At 45.0% G+C, this 21,146-nt stretch carries 10 protein-coding genes; all 10 read left to right on the forward strand.

Annotated features, from left to right (window positions below; translation table 11 throughout):
• The first annotated feature begins 25 nt into the window (after positions 1–25).
• Positions 26–703, forward strand: a complete 678-nt coding sequence (locus ACPW7N_RS12445; RefSeq protein ID WP_425651410.1) for a YdeI/OmpD-associated family protein — start codon at positions 26–28, stop codon at positions 701–703.
• A gap of 134 nt (positions 704–837) precedes the next feature.
• On the forward strand, positions 838–2,658 hold the full coding sequence (locus tag ACPW7N_RS12450; protein ID WP_425651411.1) for a DNA methyltransferase: 1,821 nt from the start codon (positions 838–840) through the stop codon (positions 2,656–2,658).
• 2 nt (positions 2,659–2,660) lie between these two features.
• A complete protein-coding gene (locus tag ACPW7N_RS12455) occupies positions 2,661–4,739 on the forward strand; it encodes an N-6 DNA methylase (protein WP_425651412.1) in 2,079 nt (692 codons plus the stop codon).
• 250 nt (positions 4,740–4,989) lie between these two features.
• Positions 4,990–7,644 carry a winged helix-turn-helix domain-containing protein gene (locus tag ACPW7N_RS12460; RefSeq protein WP_425651413.1) on the forward strand — a complete coding sequence of 885 codons (2,655 nt, stop codon included), beginning with the start codon at positions 4,990–4,992 and terminating at the stop codon, positions 7,642–7,644.
• Positions 7,587–10,280 carry a winged helix-turn-helix domain-containing protein gene (locus ACPW7N_RS12465; RefSeq protein ID WP_425651414.1) on the forward strand — a complete coding sequence of 898 codons (2,694 nt, stop codon included), beginning with the start codon at positions 7,587–7,589 and terminating at the stop codon, positions 10,278–10,280. Before ACPW7N_RS12460 ends, ACPW7N_RS12465 begins: the two co-directional genes overlap by 58 nt.
• A 183-nt stretch (positions 10,281–10,463) precedes the next feature.
• Positions 10,464–12,743: an RCC1 domain-containing protein gene (locus ACPW7N_RS12470; protein WP_425651415.1), complete on the forward strand. Its 2,280-nt coding sequence runs from the start codon at positions 10,464–10,466 to the stop codon at positions 12,741–12,743.
• Between the two features lie 189 nt (positions 12,744–12,932).
• A complete protein-coding gene (locus ACPW7N_RS12475; RefSeq protein WP_425651416.1) occupies positions 12,933–16,100 on the forward strand; it encodes an RCC1 domain-containing protein in 3,168 nt (1,055 codons plus the stop codon).
• A gap of 71 nt (positions 16,101–16,171) precedes the next feature.
• Positions 16,172–18,817, forward strand: coding sequence for a winged helix-turn-helix domain-containing protein (locus ACPW7N_RS12480; RefSeq protein ID WP_425651417.1), 2,646 nt, complete (start codon positions 16,172–16,174; stop codon positions 18,815–18,817).
• Between the two features lie 98 nt (positions 18,818–18,915).
• Positions 18,916–20,208 (forward strand): hypothetical protein, encoded by a 1,293-nt coding sequence (locus tag ACPW7N_RS12485; protein WP_425651418.1) that lies wholly within the window; start codon positions 18,916–18,918, stop codon positions 20,206–20,208.
• A gap of 48 nt (positions 20,209–20,256) precedes the next feature.
• The gene (locus ACPW7N_RS12490; RefSeq protein ID WP_425651419.1) at positions 20,257–21,072 is read left to right on the forward strand and encodes a stalk domain-containing protein; all 816 of its coding nucleotides are present in this window, start codon (positions 20,257–20,259) and stop codon (positions 21,070–21,072) included.
• Positions 21,073–21,146: the final 74 nt, after the last annotated feature.

Consider the following 21,146-nt stretch of genomic DNA (forward strand, 5'->3'; position numbering starts at 1 on the left):
TAGCAACCAGGGAGGATTACACGGGATGATTTCTGAAAAAAGCATTGTTGATAAACTAAACTTCAATAAATATCCTGCTAAGCTGATCCTCAATAAACCAGAAGATATCAATGATTTTAACGATATTTCGTATGACTCCACCATCGAAAAAGAGAAATATGATGTAATCCTCATTTTTATTTTTCACCTTGAAGAGTTCTCCCAGCACGTACAACAGCTTATTCAAAAGCAATTGGTTGCAGATAAAGGATACGTATTTTTTGCTTATCCAAAAAAGAACAACCCTCAATATGACAGTTATATTGACCGTGACAGTTTTTTCAAGCAGATGCCTGTAGATGAGGAAGGGTATATTCAGGACAGCAACTTGAAATTTGCCAAAATGGTCAGCATGAATGATGTTTTTACCGTGATCGGACTGAAATCAGAGGTCAAGAAGACGAAAAAAACCTCAACTGCACAGAAGAGTCAGCGTGTGGATGATTATATCGACAATGTAGAAGACATTAAGCTGCATTTAAAGAGCAACGAAGAGCTGTTACAGAAATACAACGAATTGGCTTTTGGATACCAGAAAGATTGGGCCCGTTATGTGTACAGTGCAAAGAAGAAAGAAACACAAGAGAAGCGGTTAGTAGAAATGGAATCCATTCTAGCAGAAGGCTATAAGTCAATCGATTTGTATAGGTTGAATAAGAAATAGAAGAACAAAGTCCTCCCCTCCATTTGGTGTTGGGAGGATTTTTTTATGGAAAATCCGAGATAGGTCAGGTCTAGTAATGTGATAAAATAAGTAGTCAAGAGTTTGGAGGATAGACAGTTGAAAGGCGGGAAACCATGGCAAGGGAAAAACTAGCAAGTGACCTGTCTGTGATGTATTCCAAGCCACTTCCCGCATCCAGAAGCGGAGCACTTTATTCAGCATTCTCCTATCCTACGAAAATTTCACCAGAATCGATTGCGGTATTTATTGCTTCACATACATCCCCCGGTGATACGGTGGTCGACACGTTCGGAGGAAGCGGGACGACCGGGTTGGCTGCGCATTTATGTTCGAGTCCTACCGAGGAAGTGATCGAACTGGCAAAACAACTGGAGGCCCCTGTTGTGTGGGGACCACGCAAGGCAGTTATTTATGAGTTGAGTGTGTTGGGAGCATTCGTCGCACGAACGATGTCCAACCCGCCCGATGCTAACCATTTTCTACGAGCGGTAGAAGAACTAATTGCTGCCTGCGAACAAAAGGCAGGCTTCGCCTATTCGGCAGCCGATGACCGAGGAAACAAAGGCTTCGTTCGCTACAATATATGGAGCGATATTCTCCAATGCAGTGACTGTGAGCATCAGGTTTCTTTTTGGGATGCAGCGGTAAGTTTTGACCCGATTGCCATCTCATCTGAATTTGTCTGTCCAGCTTGCGGAAAAAAGGAGGGACTGGACGAAGCAGAACGTGTGTTGGAACAGGTGCTGGACCCGCTGACGGGAGAGCCGATGACTCGTCGAAAGCGAGTGTTGAAACGGGTCTATGGGCAAACAGGCAAAAGAAAGTGGTTCCGTCCGGCTTTGCCAGAAGATGAATTACTGGCGGACAAGGTCGCTTCAACTCCTTTACCCCCAAACATTCCGTTGGTAGAGATGAATTGGGGAGATCTGTATCGGAGCGGCTATCACAAGGGGATAACCCACGCCCATCATTTTTACACGCCTCGCAATTTGCTGGTGATGGCAACGCTTTGGGAGCAAATCGAAGCAGCACCTGAGGAGCTTCAGGATGCGCTAAAGCTGCTTGTGCTAAGTTACAATGCGAGCCACGCAACCTTGATGACACGAGTTGTGGTGAAATCGGGTCAAACGGATTTTGTTCTGACAGGAGCGCAGCCTGGCGTCCTCTATATCAGCAGTCTGCCCGTTGAAAAAAACATGTTTGAGGGTATGCGCCGAAAAGCCAAAACGATTGCCAAGGCATTTGGCGTCATCCAGGATAGTACCAGTCACGTCACTGTTGTTCAAGGAAGCAGTACCAAGCTTGATCTACCCGATCAATCGGTTGATTACGTGTTTACGGACCCGCCGTTCGGTGATTACATTCCCTATGCCGAAATTAATTTTCTCAATGAGGTCTGGCTCGGCAAAACCACGGATAATTCGGAAGAAATCGTTGTCAGCCCGTCGCAGAAAAAAACGGTGTCCATCTATGGTGAACTGATGGCAGATGTATTTCGGGAAATATCCCGAACGTTAAAAGATGAAGGAAAAGCCACGCTTGTGTTTCATTCTGCACGAGCCGATGTATGGAAAGCACTCCAAGAGGCTTACCAACAGGCTGGATTGCGGGTGGAGCAGTCCAGTGTGCTCGATAAGATACAAGGAAGCTTCAAGCAGGTGACTTCGACGATTTCAGTAAAAGGGGACCCGCTGCTTTACCTTTCAAAAGATACAGCAACAAAACAGGGAGGGACTGGCTCTTCCGTGCTGCTTCAACCCGATCAGGTCATTCAGGAACTGATCGATCAGGCAGCACTGTCGCCAGACACCAAAGAACAGACAAAAGAAAGACTGTACTCCCGATTTGTAGCCATGTATTTGGAACAGGGAGTGGCTGTTCCACTTGATGCATCCCGATTTTATGAAAGACTGAAACAACTGACGGAGGGGTAATCATGTCGACAACAAGCACGTTCTCTTCGGGGATTGCCGCTGATCGGCGCAAGCGTCTTGGTCAATACTTCACCGGAGCAAAACTGGCAAAGCTGCTCTGCATGCTCGCTAATGGAGAGCGAATTCATTCAGCGATTGACCCGATGTGCGGCAGTGGTGACATGCTTCTTGCCGTGAAAGACATGTCTCCATCTGCACAGATAACAGGAATGGATATTGACCCGCTTGTTCTCGATTTGTGCAGGACACGATTGGCAGAAGGGGATAGGAACAGGACAAATCTCATTCAAGGGAATGTCTTTGATTGGGCGACGATCGCCGGGTTGCCTTCCTCTTCGTTTGATTTGGTCATTACAAATCCCCCGTACGTTCGCTACCAGCAAATGGCGGGAAATGGTCAAGACGGGATGGATAACGTGCCTGATGCCGAGACCGTACGCAAAGGATTGCAAGAAATAGCTGAAAACCTGCAAGGACTGGGTGACCAGGAACGACACGTATTCAAGACACTGATTCGTGAGTATTCCGGTTTGTCCGATCTTGCGGTGCCATCCTGGATTTTATGTGCGATGCTTACGGCTGTTGGGGGCAAGCTGGCCATGGTCGTCCCGGAATCCTGGTTGACCAGAGATTATGCCAATCCGATTCATTACCTGCTAGTTAAGCTGTTTCGGATCCGATACGTGATTGAAGACGAACACAGCATTTGGTTCGATGAGGCTCTGGTAAAAACGAATTTACTGGTTGCGGAAAGAATACATCCAGCATCTGATATTCGAGAAGAGTGCGCAGGCAAACAGTACCTGCATGTCACACTTCCTAAATCTACGATTGACGCGAGAAGTACTGTTGGTAATCTGTACCCGGACGCACAGGAACCGGAAGCGGTTTTTGTGAACGAACTCCAACGGTTTCATGTCAATGATGACACAGATACACCAAATGGTTACAAAGTGACAAAATACAGTCTGGAAGCAAAAGTAATGAATTTGGTTGCCGCCTCGGCCAGATCAGCTTGGCTGAAAAAATGTGAGCCCCAATTGGTTCAATCCATAGGAACGACGAACCAGGCTCATGATGGAGCAGAGCTTCCTCAACCACTCATTGACTTACTGAGTAAGGCTGATCCGAGTGATTTTACTACCCTGGAGCGCTTGGGGTGGAAAATTGGACAGGGGCTCAGGACAGGTGCCAATCAATTTTTCTACTGTGAACGAATTTCGGTGACAGGGGAAAACTGTTTGATCAACCCGAGTCGTATCTTTGGGCTTCCGAATCTGTTATTTCCAGCCAAGGCTCTGCTTCCTGTGTTGCGTAAGCAAAACGAGGCACCTGAAACTTATCGATTGGATCGGTCAAAGGTACAGGGCAGGGTATTGATGCTTGAAGACTTCGTCCATCCAGATGACCTGCAAGAGTCAACTGACCAGGGGAGATTAGCACCGATCAAGCGTCAGGTAATGCTTCCAGCGTTAACAACCTATGTAACTGTAGCAAAAGAAACAAATATCGGAACGAAAGAACAGCCGAAATGGATTCCTGAATTATCCGCAGTCAGAACGAACGTATCCAAACCAAAAGGGGACAGAGCAGAGCGGTATTGGTATATGCTGCCTGCCTTAGCCCAAAGACACGTCCCTGATCTGTTTGTCCCACGAGTAAATCATCTGCATCCGAAAGTCATGATGAACTCGCCTGAGAAGGTTGTCATTGACGCCAATTTCTCTACCCTTTGGGCAGAGCAAGAAGCGAAGATTGATGCTTTCAGTGTGCTTTCCTTTCTGAATAGCACCTGGATCATCGCTGCGATGGAGTTGAGTGCAGCCGTAATGGGTGGAGGGGCACTGAAACTGGAGGCCACTCATTTGAGAAGACTGCCTGTTCCCAAGCTCTCTGACCAATCGTGGGCAAAACTGTCCGAGTTGGGACAAAAGCTTGTATCTGCGCAAAATCCTTCAGAAATTCTTGATCAGATCGATCAAATCATGTCCGAAGAGCTTTTTGGACTGGAGCGAGCCCACGTAGGACTACAGCAGCTTAAAATGATTTGTAATGAAAAACGGGGAGCAAGGATAGGGTAGGAAAATACGGGGTCTAGGTAAATACGTACCAAACGTCTCCTTTTTTCGGAGGCGTTTTTTCATTTGTATAGCTTTTCTACTATTAATAGAGGCAAGAAATCATGCATATTTCGTTGTATAATATTACTATTGAAAAAAAGTTCGATTAGAAACACTAACCGAAATTTTAGTTTGAATATTCTGGTAAATAGACTGGAATCATAATCTGTCTTGAAAAGGAAGAGGTCTTTTATGAAAATGGGGGAGGAAAATGGAGAAGCATACCATATCACAATCTCCGATATTGGCAACAAAGCTTTATATGCCGAGGTGTCCATCAGGTCTTGTTTCAAGATACCGGCTGATTGAAAAGATGAACGGAAGCTTGTCAAGGAAACTGACAATCGTTTCGGCACCTGCCGGATTTGGCAAATCTACATTGTTGAGTGAGTGGGCACAACACGTCTCTGTTTCGATTGGATGGGTTTCTCTGGATAAGGGGGAAAACGATGTTATTCGTTTTTGGTCATACGTCATCTCAGCATTGCAAGGAATCGAAGCTGGGGTTGGTGATCGGTCTTTGCGCTTGCTCCAATCGGCAATGGGGACCCCGGTAGATGAAGCAATTGTGATATTGGTTAATGATATGGTAACCATCTCTACAAATTTTGTGCTGATCCTTGACGACTTTCATTTAATCAAAGCACAAGATGTACTTGATTCTTTATCGTTTCTGCTAGCCCGAATGCCATCTCAGATGCATGTGTGTCTTGCCAGTCGCCAAGAAGTACCACTGCCACTGGCGAATCTGCGGATGAAAGGCGAACTGGTCGAAATCGGGACGGTGGAAATGAGGTTTACTGGCGAGGAGATTTTTTCGTACTGGCAACAGCAAGTAGGCGGTTCCCTTTCTAGTGGAGAGCTGGAGCTTCTCGAAGCACAGACGGAAGGCTGGGTAGCCGGATTACAGTTAACGGCGCTGTCGGGAAAGGACAAACCAACTGGATCTCAAGTGATTCGTCAATTTTCGGGGAGTAATCGATTTGTGGAAGATTATTTGATAGAGGAGGTATTTCAGCATCTGACCGAAGAGATGCAGTCCTTTTTGCTATCGACGTCCATTCTTGAACGCATGAATCAATCACTTTGTACGGCAGTGACTGGAGTGGATGGACAACAGATGCTGAAGCGACTGGAACAAGCCAATCTCTTTCTCATCCCTCTTGATGAGGATCGTTATTGGTATCGCTATCACCATATCTTTGCTGATTTCCTGCTTAAGCGGTTGAAGACAAGACATTCTGATCAGGTTTCCATACTATTTCGCAAGGCAAGCGAATGGTTTGAGCAACATCAATATTACGGAGAGGCTATCGATTATTTATTGATGGGTAAGGACTTTACGAATGCAGCCCGTCTGATCGAGAAGGAAGCCCCGAATTTCTTGAAAAACAGGGAAATTAGCACACTTCACAGGTGGTTGGAGCAGCTTCCTGAATCCTTGATGACTCCGATGTTGACGGTTGTATTAACATGGACCCATATGATGCAACAGAAATACAAAGATGTTCCTTTTCTAATAGAGAAAATAAATGCCAAGCTGGAAGCTTCTGCAGAATCAATCACTTCTGAATTTTATGCACAAATCGTTGAAGAGATTTTTGTGATCAGAAACTATTTGGCATTCTTTCAAGGAGATTATGAGGCAAATTGCCAACTACTAAGCGAAATGTTTGTGCGTGAGGTGGATTTTACCCAGAATTATATGACGAATTTGCTGTTTGTGAACGGCATTGAGCAAAATGATGGATCTGACTCGCTTCTCAAAGGTATTTACGGGTTTTACGGCAGAGTGAATAAATCAGCAAGTTATATTCAAGCTTATTCAGCGGTTACTAAAAAACATGCGTTGCAGGAATTTCATTTTAGCGCATATGCTCATTCAATTGAAAGTGAGCTGAGCTACGAAAAAAACAAGTTAACCGAAGCTTTGAGTAAAGCAAAATATGCGATTGATGTAGCCTATCGAACAAGGAATCTAGGGGCGTTTGTTCCGGCTGTCTTGACATTGGCCAAGATATTCATGGCTAATGGTCATCCGGAAGAGGCAATCAAACGTGTTCGGCGAGCTATTGAGGAAATCAAGGATTTGTATCAGCACAAGGATTTGCATCAGCATCATCGTGTCTTGGTCACCATTTTCCAGGCTTTTCTTACACGTTTGTATGTGGAAATGGGGAATCAGGAAGAGATAGAACAATGGCTGAAAAACAGTTGTATAACCATAAATCGGGATATTAGCATTTTCCAGGAGTACGAGAATATTACATTTTTGCGTGTTCTGATATTTCAAGAGCATTATGAAGAAGCCTGGGAATTTTCCCAACGCCTTTTGCAAAATGCAGAGCAGGAAGGGCGAATCACATGCATCTTGGAACTCAATTTACTGCAAGCTGCTATCCTCTATCACCGGAGCGATTTGGATCAAGCAGTTCGCAAACTTCATCAAGCACTCAAGCTTGGGGAGGAAGAAGGGTATCTTCGCATATTTTTAAATGAACGGGTACTTTTGAGTGAAGTAATGAAAAGCTATATAGAACTTCGGAAAAATCGGTATATTCCTGAATTGCATTCGGACGTATCATTACGTTATGTAGAGAAACTGTATACTTTAATGGGGGAAGATGAAGCAAATCTTGCAGCAACAAAACAAAGCAAGTCAGGTATGGTTTCCCCTCTGACAAAACGAGAGATGGAAGTTTTAGGATTGCTGGCCCTAGGTAAGTCGAACAAGGAAATTGCTGAAAAGCTGGTTCTGACGGAAGGGACCGTCAAGCTCCATCTTAACCGGATCTATAGCAAGCTGATGTGTTCCAATCGCATACAGGCGCTGAAAAAAGCGAAGCAACTTCATTTGTTGCCATGATGAATAATCAAGGATATATACCCATACTGGCAACTAAATTGTTTGTTCCACACAGCTCAGGAGTTTTGATCGACCGCCCTAGACTTGTCGAAGGTTTACTCCGTGCGCTCGAATGTAAAGTGACTGTTGTCTCAGCTCCGCCTGGCTATGGCAAGTCATCTTTATTGAGCGAATGGGTCAATCAACTGCAAGTGCCTGTGGGATGGCTGTCGATGGAGAGTACTGACAATGACGTAATCCGATTTTGGGTATATGTGATTGCAGCACTGCAGAAGGTAAGGCCAAGGTTAGGGAGCCAAGCGCTGGCACTTCTCCACACTCAGCCGGATTTGGAGAATGTCATGACGCTTCTCGTCAATGATCTGATCACGGTCGAAGAAGATATCGTCCTGGTTCTTGATGACTACCACGTGATCGAAGAGCCTGAAGTTCACCGGTCGATGATGCTGTTTATCGGTCGCTTGCCTGCCAATATGCATGTGTGTCTGGCATCACGGAAGGATGTACCATTGTCGCTGGGAAGTCTGCGGGTGAAAGGTCAACTATATGAGATAGGCATTTCTGATCTTCGATTTACCAGCGATGAGATCCGTACGTATTGGAATAAACAGGTGGGAATTGAACCGAATGATAGCCTGTTGAGGATACTGGAGCAGCGTACGGAAGGGTGGGTTGCCGGACTGAAGCTGGCAGCACTTTTCGGAGGGGGGCAATCTGCTGCAAGTGCAGATATCAGCATTTTTTCCGGAAGACACCGTTATGTTGTCGATTATCTGTTAGAAGAAGCGTTTCTTCATTTACCCGAGCAAATCCAGAAATTTCTGTTACAAACCTCTATACTCGAACGTATGAATAGCTCTCTCTGTTCTGCGGTTACAGGGGAGGAAAGTGCATCCTTACTGAATTGGCTGGAGCAGGCCAATTTGTTTCTCATTCCACTAGATAATGAACGGTTTTGGTACCGATACCATCATTTGTTTTCGGAATTTTTAGAAGAACGCCTCCGGAAGCAGGCTGCTCCTGATATCTCCCAACTCCATTTGAAAGCGAGTAAGTGGTACGAAAAGCAACAGTTTATCTATGAAGCGGTTCATCACGCGATCCGTGCTGAGGAATATGAAAGAGCGTCATGGCTGATTGAGAAGCATGCGGCATCCTTTTTGAAGCGCAGAGAACTGGTTACCCTTAACAAATGGGTTGAGCAATTGCCGGAAGGTATAGCAAACAGGGCTAATCTGTTGATTATCAAGGTTTGGACAACGTTACTGGTGGGAGACGTGAAGATGACGTTGGAGCTTCTTGCGTTTCTTCACGAGAAGATTAAAGTTGATGAGGATCAGCTATCGGAAGGTTTTGTCTCCAGGATATGGGAAGAAACTTATATTATTAATAATTTTCTCGCATTATTCCGAAAGGACTTTGAAGACGCTTACCAGCGTATGGAGTGGATGACAGGCCGAAATGATATCAATGAAATACGCCCCCAGTTGGATAGGGAAGTTTTCTTGGTTGATGGAATCGAGCTGAACGCTGGATACTCTGCCATTACCCAGGGGTTTTACGGATTTTTCGGAAGGTTGAAGCAAGCAGAAGCGTATCATTTGTTATACAGCCAGTTTCTCGAAAAAAACGACATGATGGACTATCACTTTACGGCAAACAATTTTGGAGCATTATGTGAAGTCTATTATGAAAAAAATGAATGCAGCCGCTCTCGGGAAATAGGCAAAAAGGGATGCAGCATTGCCTTGAGAAAAGGAAATATCGGTGCCTATGTACCTGCCTCGATTACCATTGCCCGTACATACTGGGTGGAAGGGAAGCAGGACAAAGCGATAGAGTACGTAGAAGCTGCACTGGATACCTTGCATCAGTTAGGTGAAGAGCATTATTCCCGCTGGCATCATTTTTACCATGCATACTTGACGCGTTGTTATATCGTTCAGGGGAATGAAGTGAAAGTAGAGCAATGGTTGCAATCAACCAGGTTAAGCTCCAGCAGGGAACTGACGATTTATCAGGAATATGAGAATTTTACGTTGCTGCGTGTCATGATGCACCGACAGCAGTATGAGGAAGGGCTAATCCTTGCCAAAAGCATGTTGAAGGTGGCAGAACAGTCCAGGCAGATTGGCAGTATTCTGGAAAACCTGCTGATGCTAGCAGCTTTCCTTCATGCCCTTGGTGATCTTCACCAGGCCGCTCTTAGACTTCACGATGCACTGCTGCTGGCAGAGTCGGAAGGATATTTTCGTACTATTCTTGATGAAGGTCCCATTCTGTTTGGCATGATGAGCAAATATATGGAGTTTCGGAAATATCATCTGATTCCTGCTCTCCATAATGGTGTGTCACTGCGCTATGTAGAGAAGCTGTATATCCTTATGGGGAATGAGAAAGCAAACTGGGTAGAAACCAAAACAGCCATAAACGAGCTGGTTTCACCGCTTACGAAACGGGAATTGGAAGTATTGGGATTAGTTGCTCAGGGCATGTCCAATAAGGAGATTGCAGAAAATCTTGCCCTCTCCGAAGGAACAATCAAGCTTCACCTGAATCGCATCTACAGCAAGCTGATGTGCAACAATCGTTTACAGGCGCTGCAAAAGGCGAAGCAACTTCATTTGCTGCCATGACAAATAATTGAATCAAGACTGTCTTGCCAGAGGGTGAGGCAGTCTTTTTTCCTATTTTCCAAAACTTACATCCTTTTATATAACCTTCGTTAGATTTCAGCATGCACCGGATGGTATAAGATCAGTAAAGTTTCCAGCTATTTTGCTGATTAATGTACGATGAGGTGATCAAGGTTGAGAATCATGAGAGTATTGGTAAGCATTGTTCTGTTACTGGGGCTATGGCCTTTGCAAGGTGCTGCTGCAGGGGGGGTGACTAAAATATCGGGACATACTTATCACACCTTGGCGTTGATGGACGACGGAACCGTCTGGGCCTGGGGCCGAAACGAAGCGGGGCAATTAGGGAATGGGAATGCGACAAATTCCAATACTCCTGAAAAAGTATCCGGATTGAGCGATATCATTGATGTTTTCGCAAAAGCCTTCAACTCCTACGCATTGAAACGAGATGGCACGGTTTGGGCATGGGGAGGTAATGCCAACGGCGAGCTTGGGAATGGTTCGAAAGGGTACCCTAGCTATACACCAGTTAAGGTCGTGGGGGCAGGAGGAACAGGTGCTCTGGGCGGCATTACTTCCATTGCATCAGGACAAAGTCACGCCATCGCACTGAAAAATGACGGAACCGTTTGGGCATGGGGAGACAATGGCTCCGGGCAATTGGGCAACGGAAAGTATGTAGACAGTTATACTCCTGTACAAGTAAAAGATCCCGATAATCCTTCTCAACCTCTCTCAGACGTTATCTCTATTTATGCATCGGAGTTTACCTCTGTAGCTCTCAAGAGTGATGGTACAGTTTGGACCTGGGGTATTAATTACGAAGGTACTTTGGGAAATGATACAGACACCACCACAACTAGCAATCTTCCTGTTCAGGTAGTTGATAAAGATGATCCAACTGGTTTTCTTACCGATGTGAAGCAAGTCTCTGCAGGTGTATATCATGTCCTTGCTTTAAAAGGAGATGGTTCCGTCATGGCATGGGGATCCAATTTCTTTGGGCAATTGGGGATTGGCAACGGGACTGATTTCAGCAATACTGCTGTTCCTGTCTTGAGAAGTGAAGGAGCAGGTAAACTGACCAATATCAAAACCATTGGGGGCGCATTTAACCATTCGTTCGCTGTCGGCAAGGATGGCACCTTGTGGGGATGGGGTGATAATGCGTACGGAGCATTGAGCATTGTTACCGATTCTAATGAAGTATATTATCCGATTCAGACAGCAATGAGCGGCGTAACGAAAGCGGTGGGCGGTGTCCGCTACTCGATTTTTATGAAAAATGATGGAACTGTTTGGGGAGTGGGCTTCAACGAACAAGGGGAACTGGGAGATGGAACCAACTCCAATACAACGACGCCCGTACAAACAAAGCTCGGCGGCTCAACAAATCCAACGAATAAACCGCCAATCGCTACGGGTTCAACATTTACCACATCTATCAATCAATCGTTCTCTGGCTACTTACAGGCGAGTGACGCAGATAACGATCCATTAACATACAGCATCGATACAACCGGAACAAACGGAACCGTCTCGTTAGGCAACTCGTCTACGGGAGCGTTCACCTACACGCCGAAAACAGGGCAAACCGGCACTGATACGTTTACGTTCAAGGTAAATGACGGCAAGGTAGATTCCAATACCGCCACAGTAACCATTAGCATTACCAGTACACCACCTCCACCTGTTACTGGAATCAAGTTGAATCAAACAGAGATGGTCCTCGTAGAAAATGGATCTCCTGTGAAATTGAAGGCAACGATCATTCCAGAGGATGCAACTGACTATGAGATCGTTTGGAAAAGCAGCGACAGACAGGTAGCCGAAGTTGATCAGAATGGTCTAGTAACACCGCTTGAGACAGGGGAAGCTACTATCACTGCGATGGAAAAAGAGAGCGGTGTGGAAGCGGAATGTATCGTCACGGTTGTGCCGGAAGGAAACGTCACACTGGAGGTATCGGAGAAAAATCTGCTGCTCATGCCGAGCAATAGAGCCAAGCTTACTATTTATGCGGTAACGGAAGATGGAATGAGGAAAAACGTTACCTTTGACAAAGATACCGTGTTTGCCAGCGACGATCAGGAGCTTGTCACGATCCAACAGAACGTGGTTACTGCAGGGAAAAAGCTGGGAGAAACGACAATTACGGTCACATATCAAGGGAATATGGTCACAATACCGGTCACCGTTTCAAAGATTGGTGTAACGAAACTGAGAGCTGAAGAAAAGTGGATCACGCTCCAGGAAGGTGATTCGGAGCAATTGGACGTGATCGCCCAGTTCACGAATAAAAAGACCGAAAATGTTACGGATTTGGCAACCTGGTTAAGCTATCAACCGAGTATCGTTGAGGTAATAGATGGGGAAATACATGCACTCAAAGAGGGCAAGGCAAAAATCAGGGCCACTTACGGCGGAAAAAGCTTCTTGATCTATGTAACCGTGAAGTAGTAAGGATAATGACAAAAGTTCTAATCAAGACTGTCTTGCCAAAAGGTGAGATAGTCTTTTTTTCCTGTTTTTTAAAAACATATACCCCTCTATATATCCTTCGTTAGATTTCAATATAAATCGGATGTAATAAGATCAGTAGCGTTTCCACTTCTTTTTTGGAAATAAATGTACAAGAGGTGATGAAGGTTGCGAATATTGAGGGTATTGTTAAGCATCGCACTATTATTCGGGTTGTTGCCCTTGCAAAGTGCTGAAGCTGCAGGAGGAATTACAAAAATATCAGGGGACATTGAGCACAACCTGGCGTTGAAGGACGACGGAACTGTTTGGGCCTGGGGCAAAAACAATTTTGGACAATTGGGGAATGACAGTATCACCAATTCCAACGTCCCGGTTAAAGTATCCGGATTGGATACTGTTATTGATATTTCCGCTGGCGGCGAAAATTCCTATGCATTGAAAGCGGATGGCACAGTTTGGTCTTGGGGAAATAACGGGGTTGGTGAATTAGGGAATGGCAACATTGGGAGCTTCCATATGAAACCAGTACAGGTAGTGGGCCCTGGAGGAGTAGGTGTTCTCCAGGAAATAACGTCCATTGCAGGAGGGTATAAATTCGCCCTTGCCCTGAAAAATGACGGAACCGTTTGGGCTTGGGGAAACAATGGGAATGGCACATTGGGAAATGGAACGGGGGTATCATCTAGTACACCTGTGCAAGTGAAAGATCCTGGTGATCCGTCACAACCTCTCACAAACGTTGTTGCTATTTCTGCATCGAAATATGCCGTTGCGGCTGTCAAGGCTGATGGCACCGTCTGGACTTGGGGAGCCAATATCTATGGCGGCTTGGGTATGGGAGTGGACTCCAGTGTAACTCCGAGAAGCAATCTGCCCGTTCAGGTAAAAGACTCGAACGAAGCAGGCGGTTTTCTTACTGGTGTGAAACAGATCTCAGCAGGAGATGCTCATTTCCTTGCCTTGAAAACGGATGGAACTTTACGAGCATGGGGTAATTGTGTATATGGGCAATTGGGTGCTGGCTCGTTCGGACCCGGAATTGATGGAAGCACAACAGCTGTAATTGTCAGGGGACCAAGCGGAGAGAGCGGCAGTTCTTTGACAAACATCAAAAATATTGGGACAGGTGAAAATCACTCCCTCGCCGTCGATCAAGACGGAAACTTGTGGGCTTGGGGATATAATGGTTACGGAGCTTTGGGCGCAAGTACCCCAGGTGACCAGACGTATCCGCTCGCAACAGGCATTACCGGGATGAAACAAGCAATAGGGGGCAAGTATTACTCTATTGGTTTAAAAAATGACGGAACGCTTTGGGGCTGGGGCTACAATGCAAATGGCCAACTGGGGAATGGCACCAACACGAATAGTGTAGCGCCGGTACAAACATTAATTGCCTCAAGCAATGCCAACCTGAGCAATCTGACGGAACCAAGCGGTATAATTACTTTCGATCCAAACCAGACGACTTACACCATCTTTTATGACGGTTCAAGCACAACTGTGACACCAACCGCCGCTGACGCAGGTGCGACAATCGCCCTTGTCATTAACGGGGGTCCACCTCAACCGATTGCAAGCGGCACAACGAGTGATCCGATACCACTCAACGAGAGAGCAAACAAGATCGATGTGATCGTGACCGCCGAAGATGGTGTTACGAAAAAAACATACACAATCAACATATCAAAATCCAATCCAGCAAACACTCCGCCAGTCGCTGTCAATTCATCATTTACCACAACGGTCAGCAATGCAGTCTATGGTACCCTGAGTGCCAGTGACGTAGATAACGATTTGTTGACATTCAGCATCGTGACAGATGGAGCAAAAGGAGACGCCTCTCTAAGCAATGCTACTACGGGCGCCTTTAGCTATACGCCTAATGCAGGGGAAACCGGCACGGATACGTTTACGTTCAAGGTAAATGACGGCAAGGTGGACTCCAATATCGCTATTGTTACAGTGACAATCGAGGAACCGCAAGTCAACCAGCAGCCTACAGCACATAATGCCACTTACACCACACAGGTTGGCAAACCGATCTCGGGAACTTTGTCAGCAAGTGATCCGGACAATGACTCACTCACATACAAAATTTCAACCAATCCGGACAAGGGGTCAGTTTCATTGACGAATCCGGCAACGGGTGCTTTTACCTACACTCCTGGAGAGACGGGAAGCACGTCCTTTACCTTTGTCGCAAACGATAGCAAGGATGATTCCAATGTTGCGACAGTAACCATTAACATTACCAGCACACCGCCGCCGCCACCGCCACCGCCGCCTCCGTACTATCCGGTTACTGAAGTAAAACTGGATAAAACAGAGCTGAATCTGATTGCAGGCGGTTCCGTGGAAACGCTGATTCCAACCATTCTTCCTGAGTACGCCAGTAACAAACAGGTGACGTGGAGCAGCAGTAATCCAGCGGTAGCAAGGGTTTTGGATAACGGGATCGTTGAACCATTAAAAGCGGGAGAAGCGATCATTACAGTTACCTCCGTGGATGGCAAGAAAACGGCCGAATGCAGGGTTACAGTAACTGCTCCCATAAAACCTGGCATTGAGCTGGATAAAACAAGGCTGCCTCTCATGATTAATGGTGCGCCGGTTAAATTGAATGCAACGATCATCCCGGTGAATGCCGACTATGAGATCATCTGGAAAAGCAGTGATGAGCGGGTAGCAAAAGTTGATGATGATGGCATGGTTACCCCTGTTGCGCTGGGGCAGGCTACCGTAACGGCGAAGGTAAAAGAAAAAGGATGGGAAGCAAAATGCTACGTTACCGTTACACCAAAAGGAATCATCGCAATTGAGGTATCTGAGAAAAACCTTCTACTTATGCCAAACAAAAAGGCCAGTGTAACCATTTATGCAGTAATGGAAAATGGTAAGAAGAAAAATGTGACTTTTAATAAAGATACTGTGTTTGGAAATGACTCCAAGAAACTTGTCTCGATCAAAAAGAATGTGATCACTGCAGGCAAAAGGCAGGGGAAAACGACCATTACGGTCACATACCAAGGATATCCGATCATAATACCGATTACCGTTTCAAAGATTGGTGTAGAGGAATTGACTGCTGAAGAAAAGCGGATCACGCTTCGAGAAGGTGAGTCGTTGCAATTGGATGTGACCGCTCTCTTTACAAACAAAAAGACAAGAAAAGTAACGGATGAGGCAACTTGGCATACTGATAAGCAGGGCATTATTGAGGTCGTAGATGGAAAAGTCGTTGGTCTCAAGAAGGGAAAGGCAATAATCAGGGCAATTTATGGAGGAAAATACGTCACGTTTTATGTAACCGTGAATAAGGCAGAAACGTAAGGGAGAAAGTCCAAGTCTCCCAATGAGGACTTGGACTTTCCCATGTCATATTGGGAAATAGGAAGATGGCAATGAAAAAGAAAAATGAGTTTGTCTCTATTGGGCCAATCATGGAGACAAAACTGCATGTTCCAGAAATCCCTGCTTCTCTCTTATCACGTACACGCCTTATCGAGAAAATGAATCGAACACTCCAAACAAAATTGACTGTTGTAACGGCACCGCCGGGTTATGGAAAATCATCCTTATTTAGCGAGTGGGTCCGACATTCAAAGGTTTTTGCCGGATGGATTTCCTTGGACCCTGGCGAAAATGATGTCAAACGTTTTTGGAGATATATGATTGCGGCCATGCAACGGATTCATGAGGGATTTGGTGAGCAGGTGCTCTCCATGCTGCTGACACCTTTTTATCCCACTTTGTATGAGATGATTTCTTCGCTTATCAACGAATTGATTTATTTTCCACACCACGCTGTCCTAATTCTTGATGATTATCATGTCATTGATTCGGATGAAGTGCACCATTCGCTCGCTTACTTTCTAGAGCGGGCACCAATGAATGTGCACCTTTGTGTGGCGAGTCGTACGGAGGTTCCGTTGTTACAGGGGAAGTTACGGGTGAAAGGCCATTTGAATGAAATCACTATGTCCGATCTTCGCCTAACGGGAGAAGAGATAGCGATTTACTGGAAACAACTAGTAGGTGTCACTCTGTTTCCCTCTGAACAGAAACTTCTGGAGGAGAGAACGGAAGGGTGGATTGCCGGATTGCAATTAACCGCCCTGACTCATAAAGAAGTATTGCTCATAGATACATTTTCTGGTGGACATCGCTTCCTCGTTGACTACTTGAAGGAGGAAGTTTTTCAACATCTCTCTAAGGAGGTTCAAGCATTTTTAGTTCAGACATCCATACTGGATCGAATGAATGATAAACTCTGCGCTGAACTTGTTGGTAGCGATGCTGTAATTACGCCTCTCAGGTTACTTGAGCAGGAAAATCTGTTCCTTATTCCATTAGATATCGATTACCACTGGTATCGTTACCATCATCTGTTTGCCGATTTTTTACGCAGTCTCTTGAGACAGTATGGCACCGAGCAAATACGCAAGCTTTATTGTCGGGCAAGTGAATGGTTTGAGAGAAATCAATACCTGAGAGAGTCAATTGATTATGCCATCCGTGGGGAGGATTATGAGAGGGCAAGCCAATTGCTTGTTAATCATGCTTCCCTATTCTTTAAGCAAAGGGAATTGAGCACCATAGAGCGTTGGCTTGCACAGCTTCCAGAGAAAGTGGTAAACGAGCCCGATCTTGTGATCATAAAGGGATGGACAAAGCTTTTGTCGGGGAATCTGGAAGGCAGTAAACAGTGTGCAGAAAATCTTCTTAGAAAACTTGCTGTGAGAGATAGTTCCTTGTCTCCCGATCAGGAAATCAGGTTGGTAGAAGAGATTCTGTTAATTAAACATTTTTCGGTGATGACTAAGGGAGATTTCGCATCAGCATGTGGAATGATTGGCGATAGCCTAAACCCGGAGGATATAGAGGATAAGCTGGTTCATCTGGAGAGAGAGCTGTTTTTTTTGGCGGGTATGGAAATACACGCAAGCCACGCATCCATGTTCAGAGGATTTGTCGGCTCCTATGGAAACCTGAAGAACGCAGAAATGTACCATAAATGCTTTTTGGAGCTACTAGAAAAAAACCACCTACAATCCCGCCATTTTGCCGCTAACCACTATACAGCACTATGTGAAATCCACTACGAGAAGAATGAATTGGAGAAAGCGTTGAAACTGGGAAAAACAGCGTGCGATCTATCATGTAACAAAGGAAATATAGGGGCTTATGTTCCGGCAGCCCTGACGATAGCCAAAATCTATTGGGCAAACGGTGATCATCCAGGTGCGGTAAAGGCAATAGAGGAAAGTATGAAAAACCTGAGACGGTTGTGTGAGCACCCGGATCGATGGACGGCGGTTTTTCAGGCGTATTTAGCAAGATGTTATATGTTGATAGAGGATTATAATCGTACAACCCAATGGCTGGAAATGTGCCAGATCAGTGGAGTGCCTGAGTTTTTCAACTATCAGGATTATGAAAATCTCACTTTACTTCGTGCTTTGATGATACAAAAACGTCATTTCGAAGCCAAACAGTTTTCCAATCGTCTGCTGTTGGAAGCAGAATCGGAGGGGCGTTCGGGAAGTATAGTGGAGGGGAATCTGCTGCAGGCCATTCTTCTGTACCAGATGAGCGAGATTGATCACGCAGTGCATAGATTGCACGAAACACTGTGTTTGGCTGAGAAGGAAGGCTTTTTTCGACTTATCATCGATGAACGCCCCTTTTTAAAGGAGTTGTTTAAGGAATATGTTCAGCTCCGCAAACATCGACGTTTTCAGGGTTTGCAGTCAGGGGCTTCGCTTGCGTATGTTGAAAAATTAATTACAGCAATGGGGGAGGACGAATTCAAGCTGGGTCAGGCTAACCATATACTCACAGAGCATGTATCTCCCTTGACCAAAAGGGAATTAGAGGTACTCACATGCTTGTCACAAGGGTTATCGAATAAAGAGATCGCAGAAAAGCTGAGCCTTTCAGAAGGGACGGTTAAATTGCATCTGAACCGGATTTACAGCAAGCTAAACTGCACCAATAGAATCCAGGCAATTCAGACAGCCAAGCGTCTTCATTTGCTAAAAATATAACCTTCTATATAACCTTTGTTAGACTGCAATGCGCTCTCGTTGTACTAAGATGAATATTGTCAAGATTGAGACTATGAAAAAAGGAGAGGTATTAATACATGATTCTTTCTATGCACAAACCCAAACTGATATTATTTTTTTGCATGGCACTGCTGGTGAATATGGTGGCTTTTATCCAACCAACGGTTACCCATGCAGATGAGGAAGATGTGGAGTTAAAGATTGTTGATTTCAAGTATCTGGATAAGAAAACTGACAAAGTTGGCAAAGAGGGCGAAACCAAAGCGGATGGCGAGAAGGACTATCACTTCCAGCTAACCTTGGATATCCCTGAATCCCTTGAGATCAGAGAACTCCGTCTTGTTACTGCGAACAGTAAAGGAGAGGAAACATCGAATTCCAAAGTTTGGAGCACATATATTGATTGGTTTTTGGGAGTCTACCAAAATGACAAGCTGGTATTAAACGATTTTTCGGATACGGTAGGCAGATTTAACGGGCAAGTTGTCCTGGATATGTACGCGGCAGATGATGAAAAAACATTTATCGACGGTCAGTATTTCATGATTAGACTTTCAACCCATCAACAAGACTATTTCACGAAGCCGTTCAAATTTAAAAAAGTATTAGATTTGACACCACCGATCGCCAAAGGTGGTCAAGGAATGGTAATGGTTGAAGAGGCAGAACCATTTGCCTGGGTTACATTGAAGCAAAAAACAGATAAGGGCGTCACTGATTTTGGCAGCAAACAGGCAGACAGCAAAGGAAATGTAGTATTTTCCAACCTGCCTGCAGGAACTGGCTACTATGTATATCAAACTGTGAATAATATCGACAGTGAGCCATCTGTGTTCGTAGAAGTAAAAGAAGTGCCAGTATTGATCGATGAAAAATCCGTTAAAACTTCTACCAAATTCTCATCTGGGAAAATCAATGTTTCTGTTAGCGGAAAAGTGAACGATAAAAGCATTACCAAGCTGTCTCTTCAAATTGGCACCAACAAGGCTGTAACAGTAAAAGTGAAGAATGGTTCGTTCAGCTATAAAAAAACATTCAGTGCAGCAACTCTTCCTGAAGTGGCCGTCATTACTGTTAAAAATGCCTATGGCGCAGAGCAAACTGTAGAGAAAACAATTGAAGCAGATCTCGCTGATGACGAAACAGTTTTCGTTGAATCCGAGGATGGTACATGGACAGTAACTGGAGAGTGGACCTCTAAGGCTGGAAAAAGCCTGTATGTCGTGTTCGATAAAAAAGTGGTACAAATCAAAAATCCTGAGATTGATGAAGAAGGATTCTTAGGTTCCTTCGAAGCAGACGAAGATCAGGAAGATATCGTACTGATCGTGGTAGATTCCAAGGGATTATTTGAATGTATCGAACTATAAAAATAGGATGTTTAATATGAAATTACTGTTCGAAGGAATGATAGAAGCATGACGAAAAAGCTTTTATTCAGCACGATTCTGTCTATGTCCTTGGCAGGCAGCTTGACCGTTGCTGCAGCAGGAATGCAGTTTGTACTGAAGGTAAACGATGAAATCAAGGACAGCAAGAACATTCAAGTAATTAATGGCAAAACGTATCTGCCACTTCGTGAAGTAAGCACATTGTTGGGGGCAAACGTTACCTACGATACACCAACCAGAACGATTTCCATCCAGACAGGAGCGGGTTCTCATGAGCACACAGCGCATTCCCTTGACGTCCTTGCCGCTCAAAATGGTGACGACATCTCCTTCACGTTGAACACGGACATAAAGTTTTCTGCCGATCATTATGGCAAGGAACATGTTGCTGGTGAAGGCCACGCTCACATTTACCTCGACGGACAGAAGGTTGCGGGTTTGAAGGAGTCAGTCTACCTGTTGAAAGATGTACCCGTTGGTCCGCACAAGATAGATGTAACATTGCAGCAAAATGACCACAAGGATATGGGTGTTAAAAAGAGCTTTGACATTACTGTGCTGCCTACACTTGATGCGCAACTGGTAGTCGATGACAAGAAAGCCATTATCAGCTTCTCCACCAATCTGAAGATTTCTGCGGAGAATTACGGCAAGGCACACGTAACTGGAGAAGGCCACGCTCATGTATATCTTGACGGTCAAAAAGTAACCGGACTGAAAACAAATGACCCGTACACACTGGATAAACTGATACCTGGCAAACATACAATCAAGATTGATCTTCAACAAAACGACCATCAGTCATACGGTGTGGAAAAGGTATTTGAAATTGAAGTGAAGTAAGCAAGTTCTCCTCCTCGATTTATCATTTATAGTTGGAACACATACCAGTGATGTGTTCCATATTTTTTTAAAAG

The sequence above is a fragment of the Brevibacillus nigriterrae genome (assembly GCF_049846925.1).
Classification (GTDB): domain Bacteria; phylum Bacillota; class Bacilli; order Brevibacillales; family Brevibacillaceae; genus Brevibacillus_H.

Coding starts and splice junctions, on each gene's coding strand:
- ACPW7N_RS12480 (WP_425651417.1), top strand. CDS start 16,172: ATGAAAAAGAAAAATGAGTTTGTCTCTATTGGGCCAATCATGGAGACA.
- ACPW7N_RS12455 (WP_425651412.1), top strand. CDS start 2,661: ATGTCGACAACAAGCACGTTCTCTTCGGGGATTGCCGCTGATCGGCGC.
- ACPW7N_RS12490 (WP_425651419.1), top strand. CDS start 20,257: ATGACGAAAAAGCTTTTATTCAGCACGATTCTGTCTATGTCCTTGGCA.
- ACPW7N_RS12445 (WP_425651410.1), top strand. CDS start 26: ATGATTTCTGAAAAAAGCATTGTTGATAAACTAAACTTCAATAAATAT.
- ACPW7N_RS12460 (WP_425651413.1), top strand. CDS start 4,990: ATGGAGAAGCATACCATATCACAATCTCCGATATTGGCAACAAAGCTT.
- ACPW7N_RS12470 (WP_425651415.1), top strand. CDS start 10,464: ATGAGAGTATTGGTAAGCATTGTTCTGTTACTGGGGCTATGGCCTTTG.
- ACPW7N_RS12485 (WP_425651418.1), top strand. CDS start 18,916: ATGATTCTTTCTATGCACAAACCCAAACTGATATTATTTTTTTGCATG.
- ACPW7N_RS12450 (WP_425651411.1), top strand. CDS start 838: ATGGCAAGGGAAAAACTAGCAAGTGACCTGTCTGTGATGTATTCCAAG.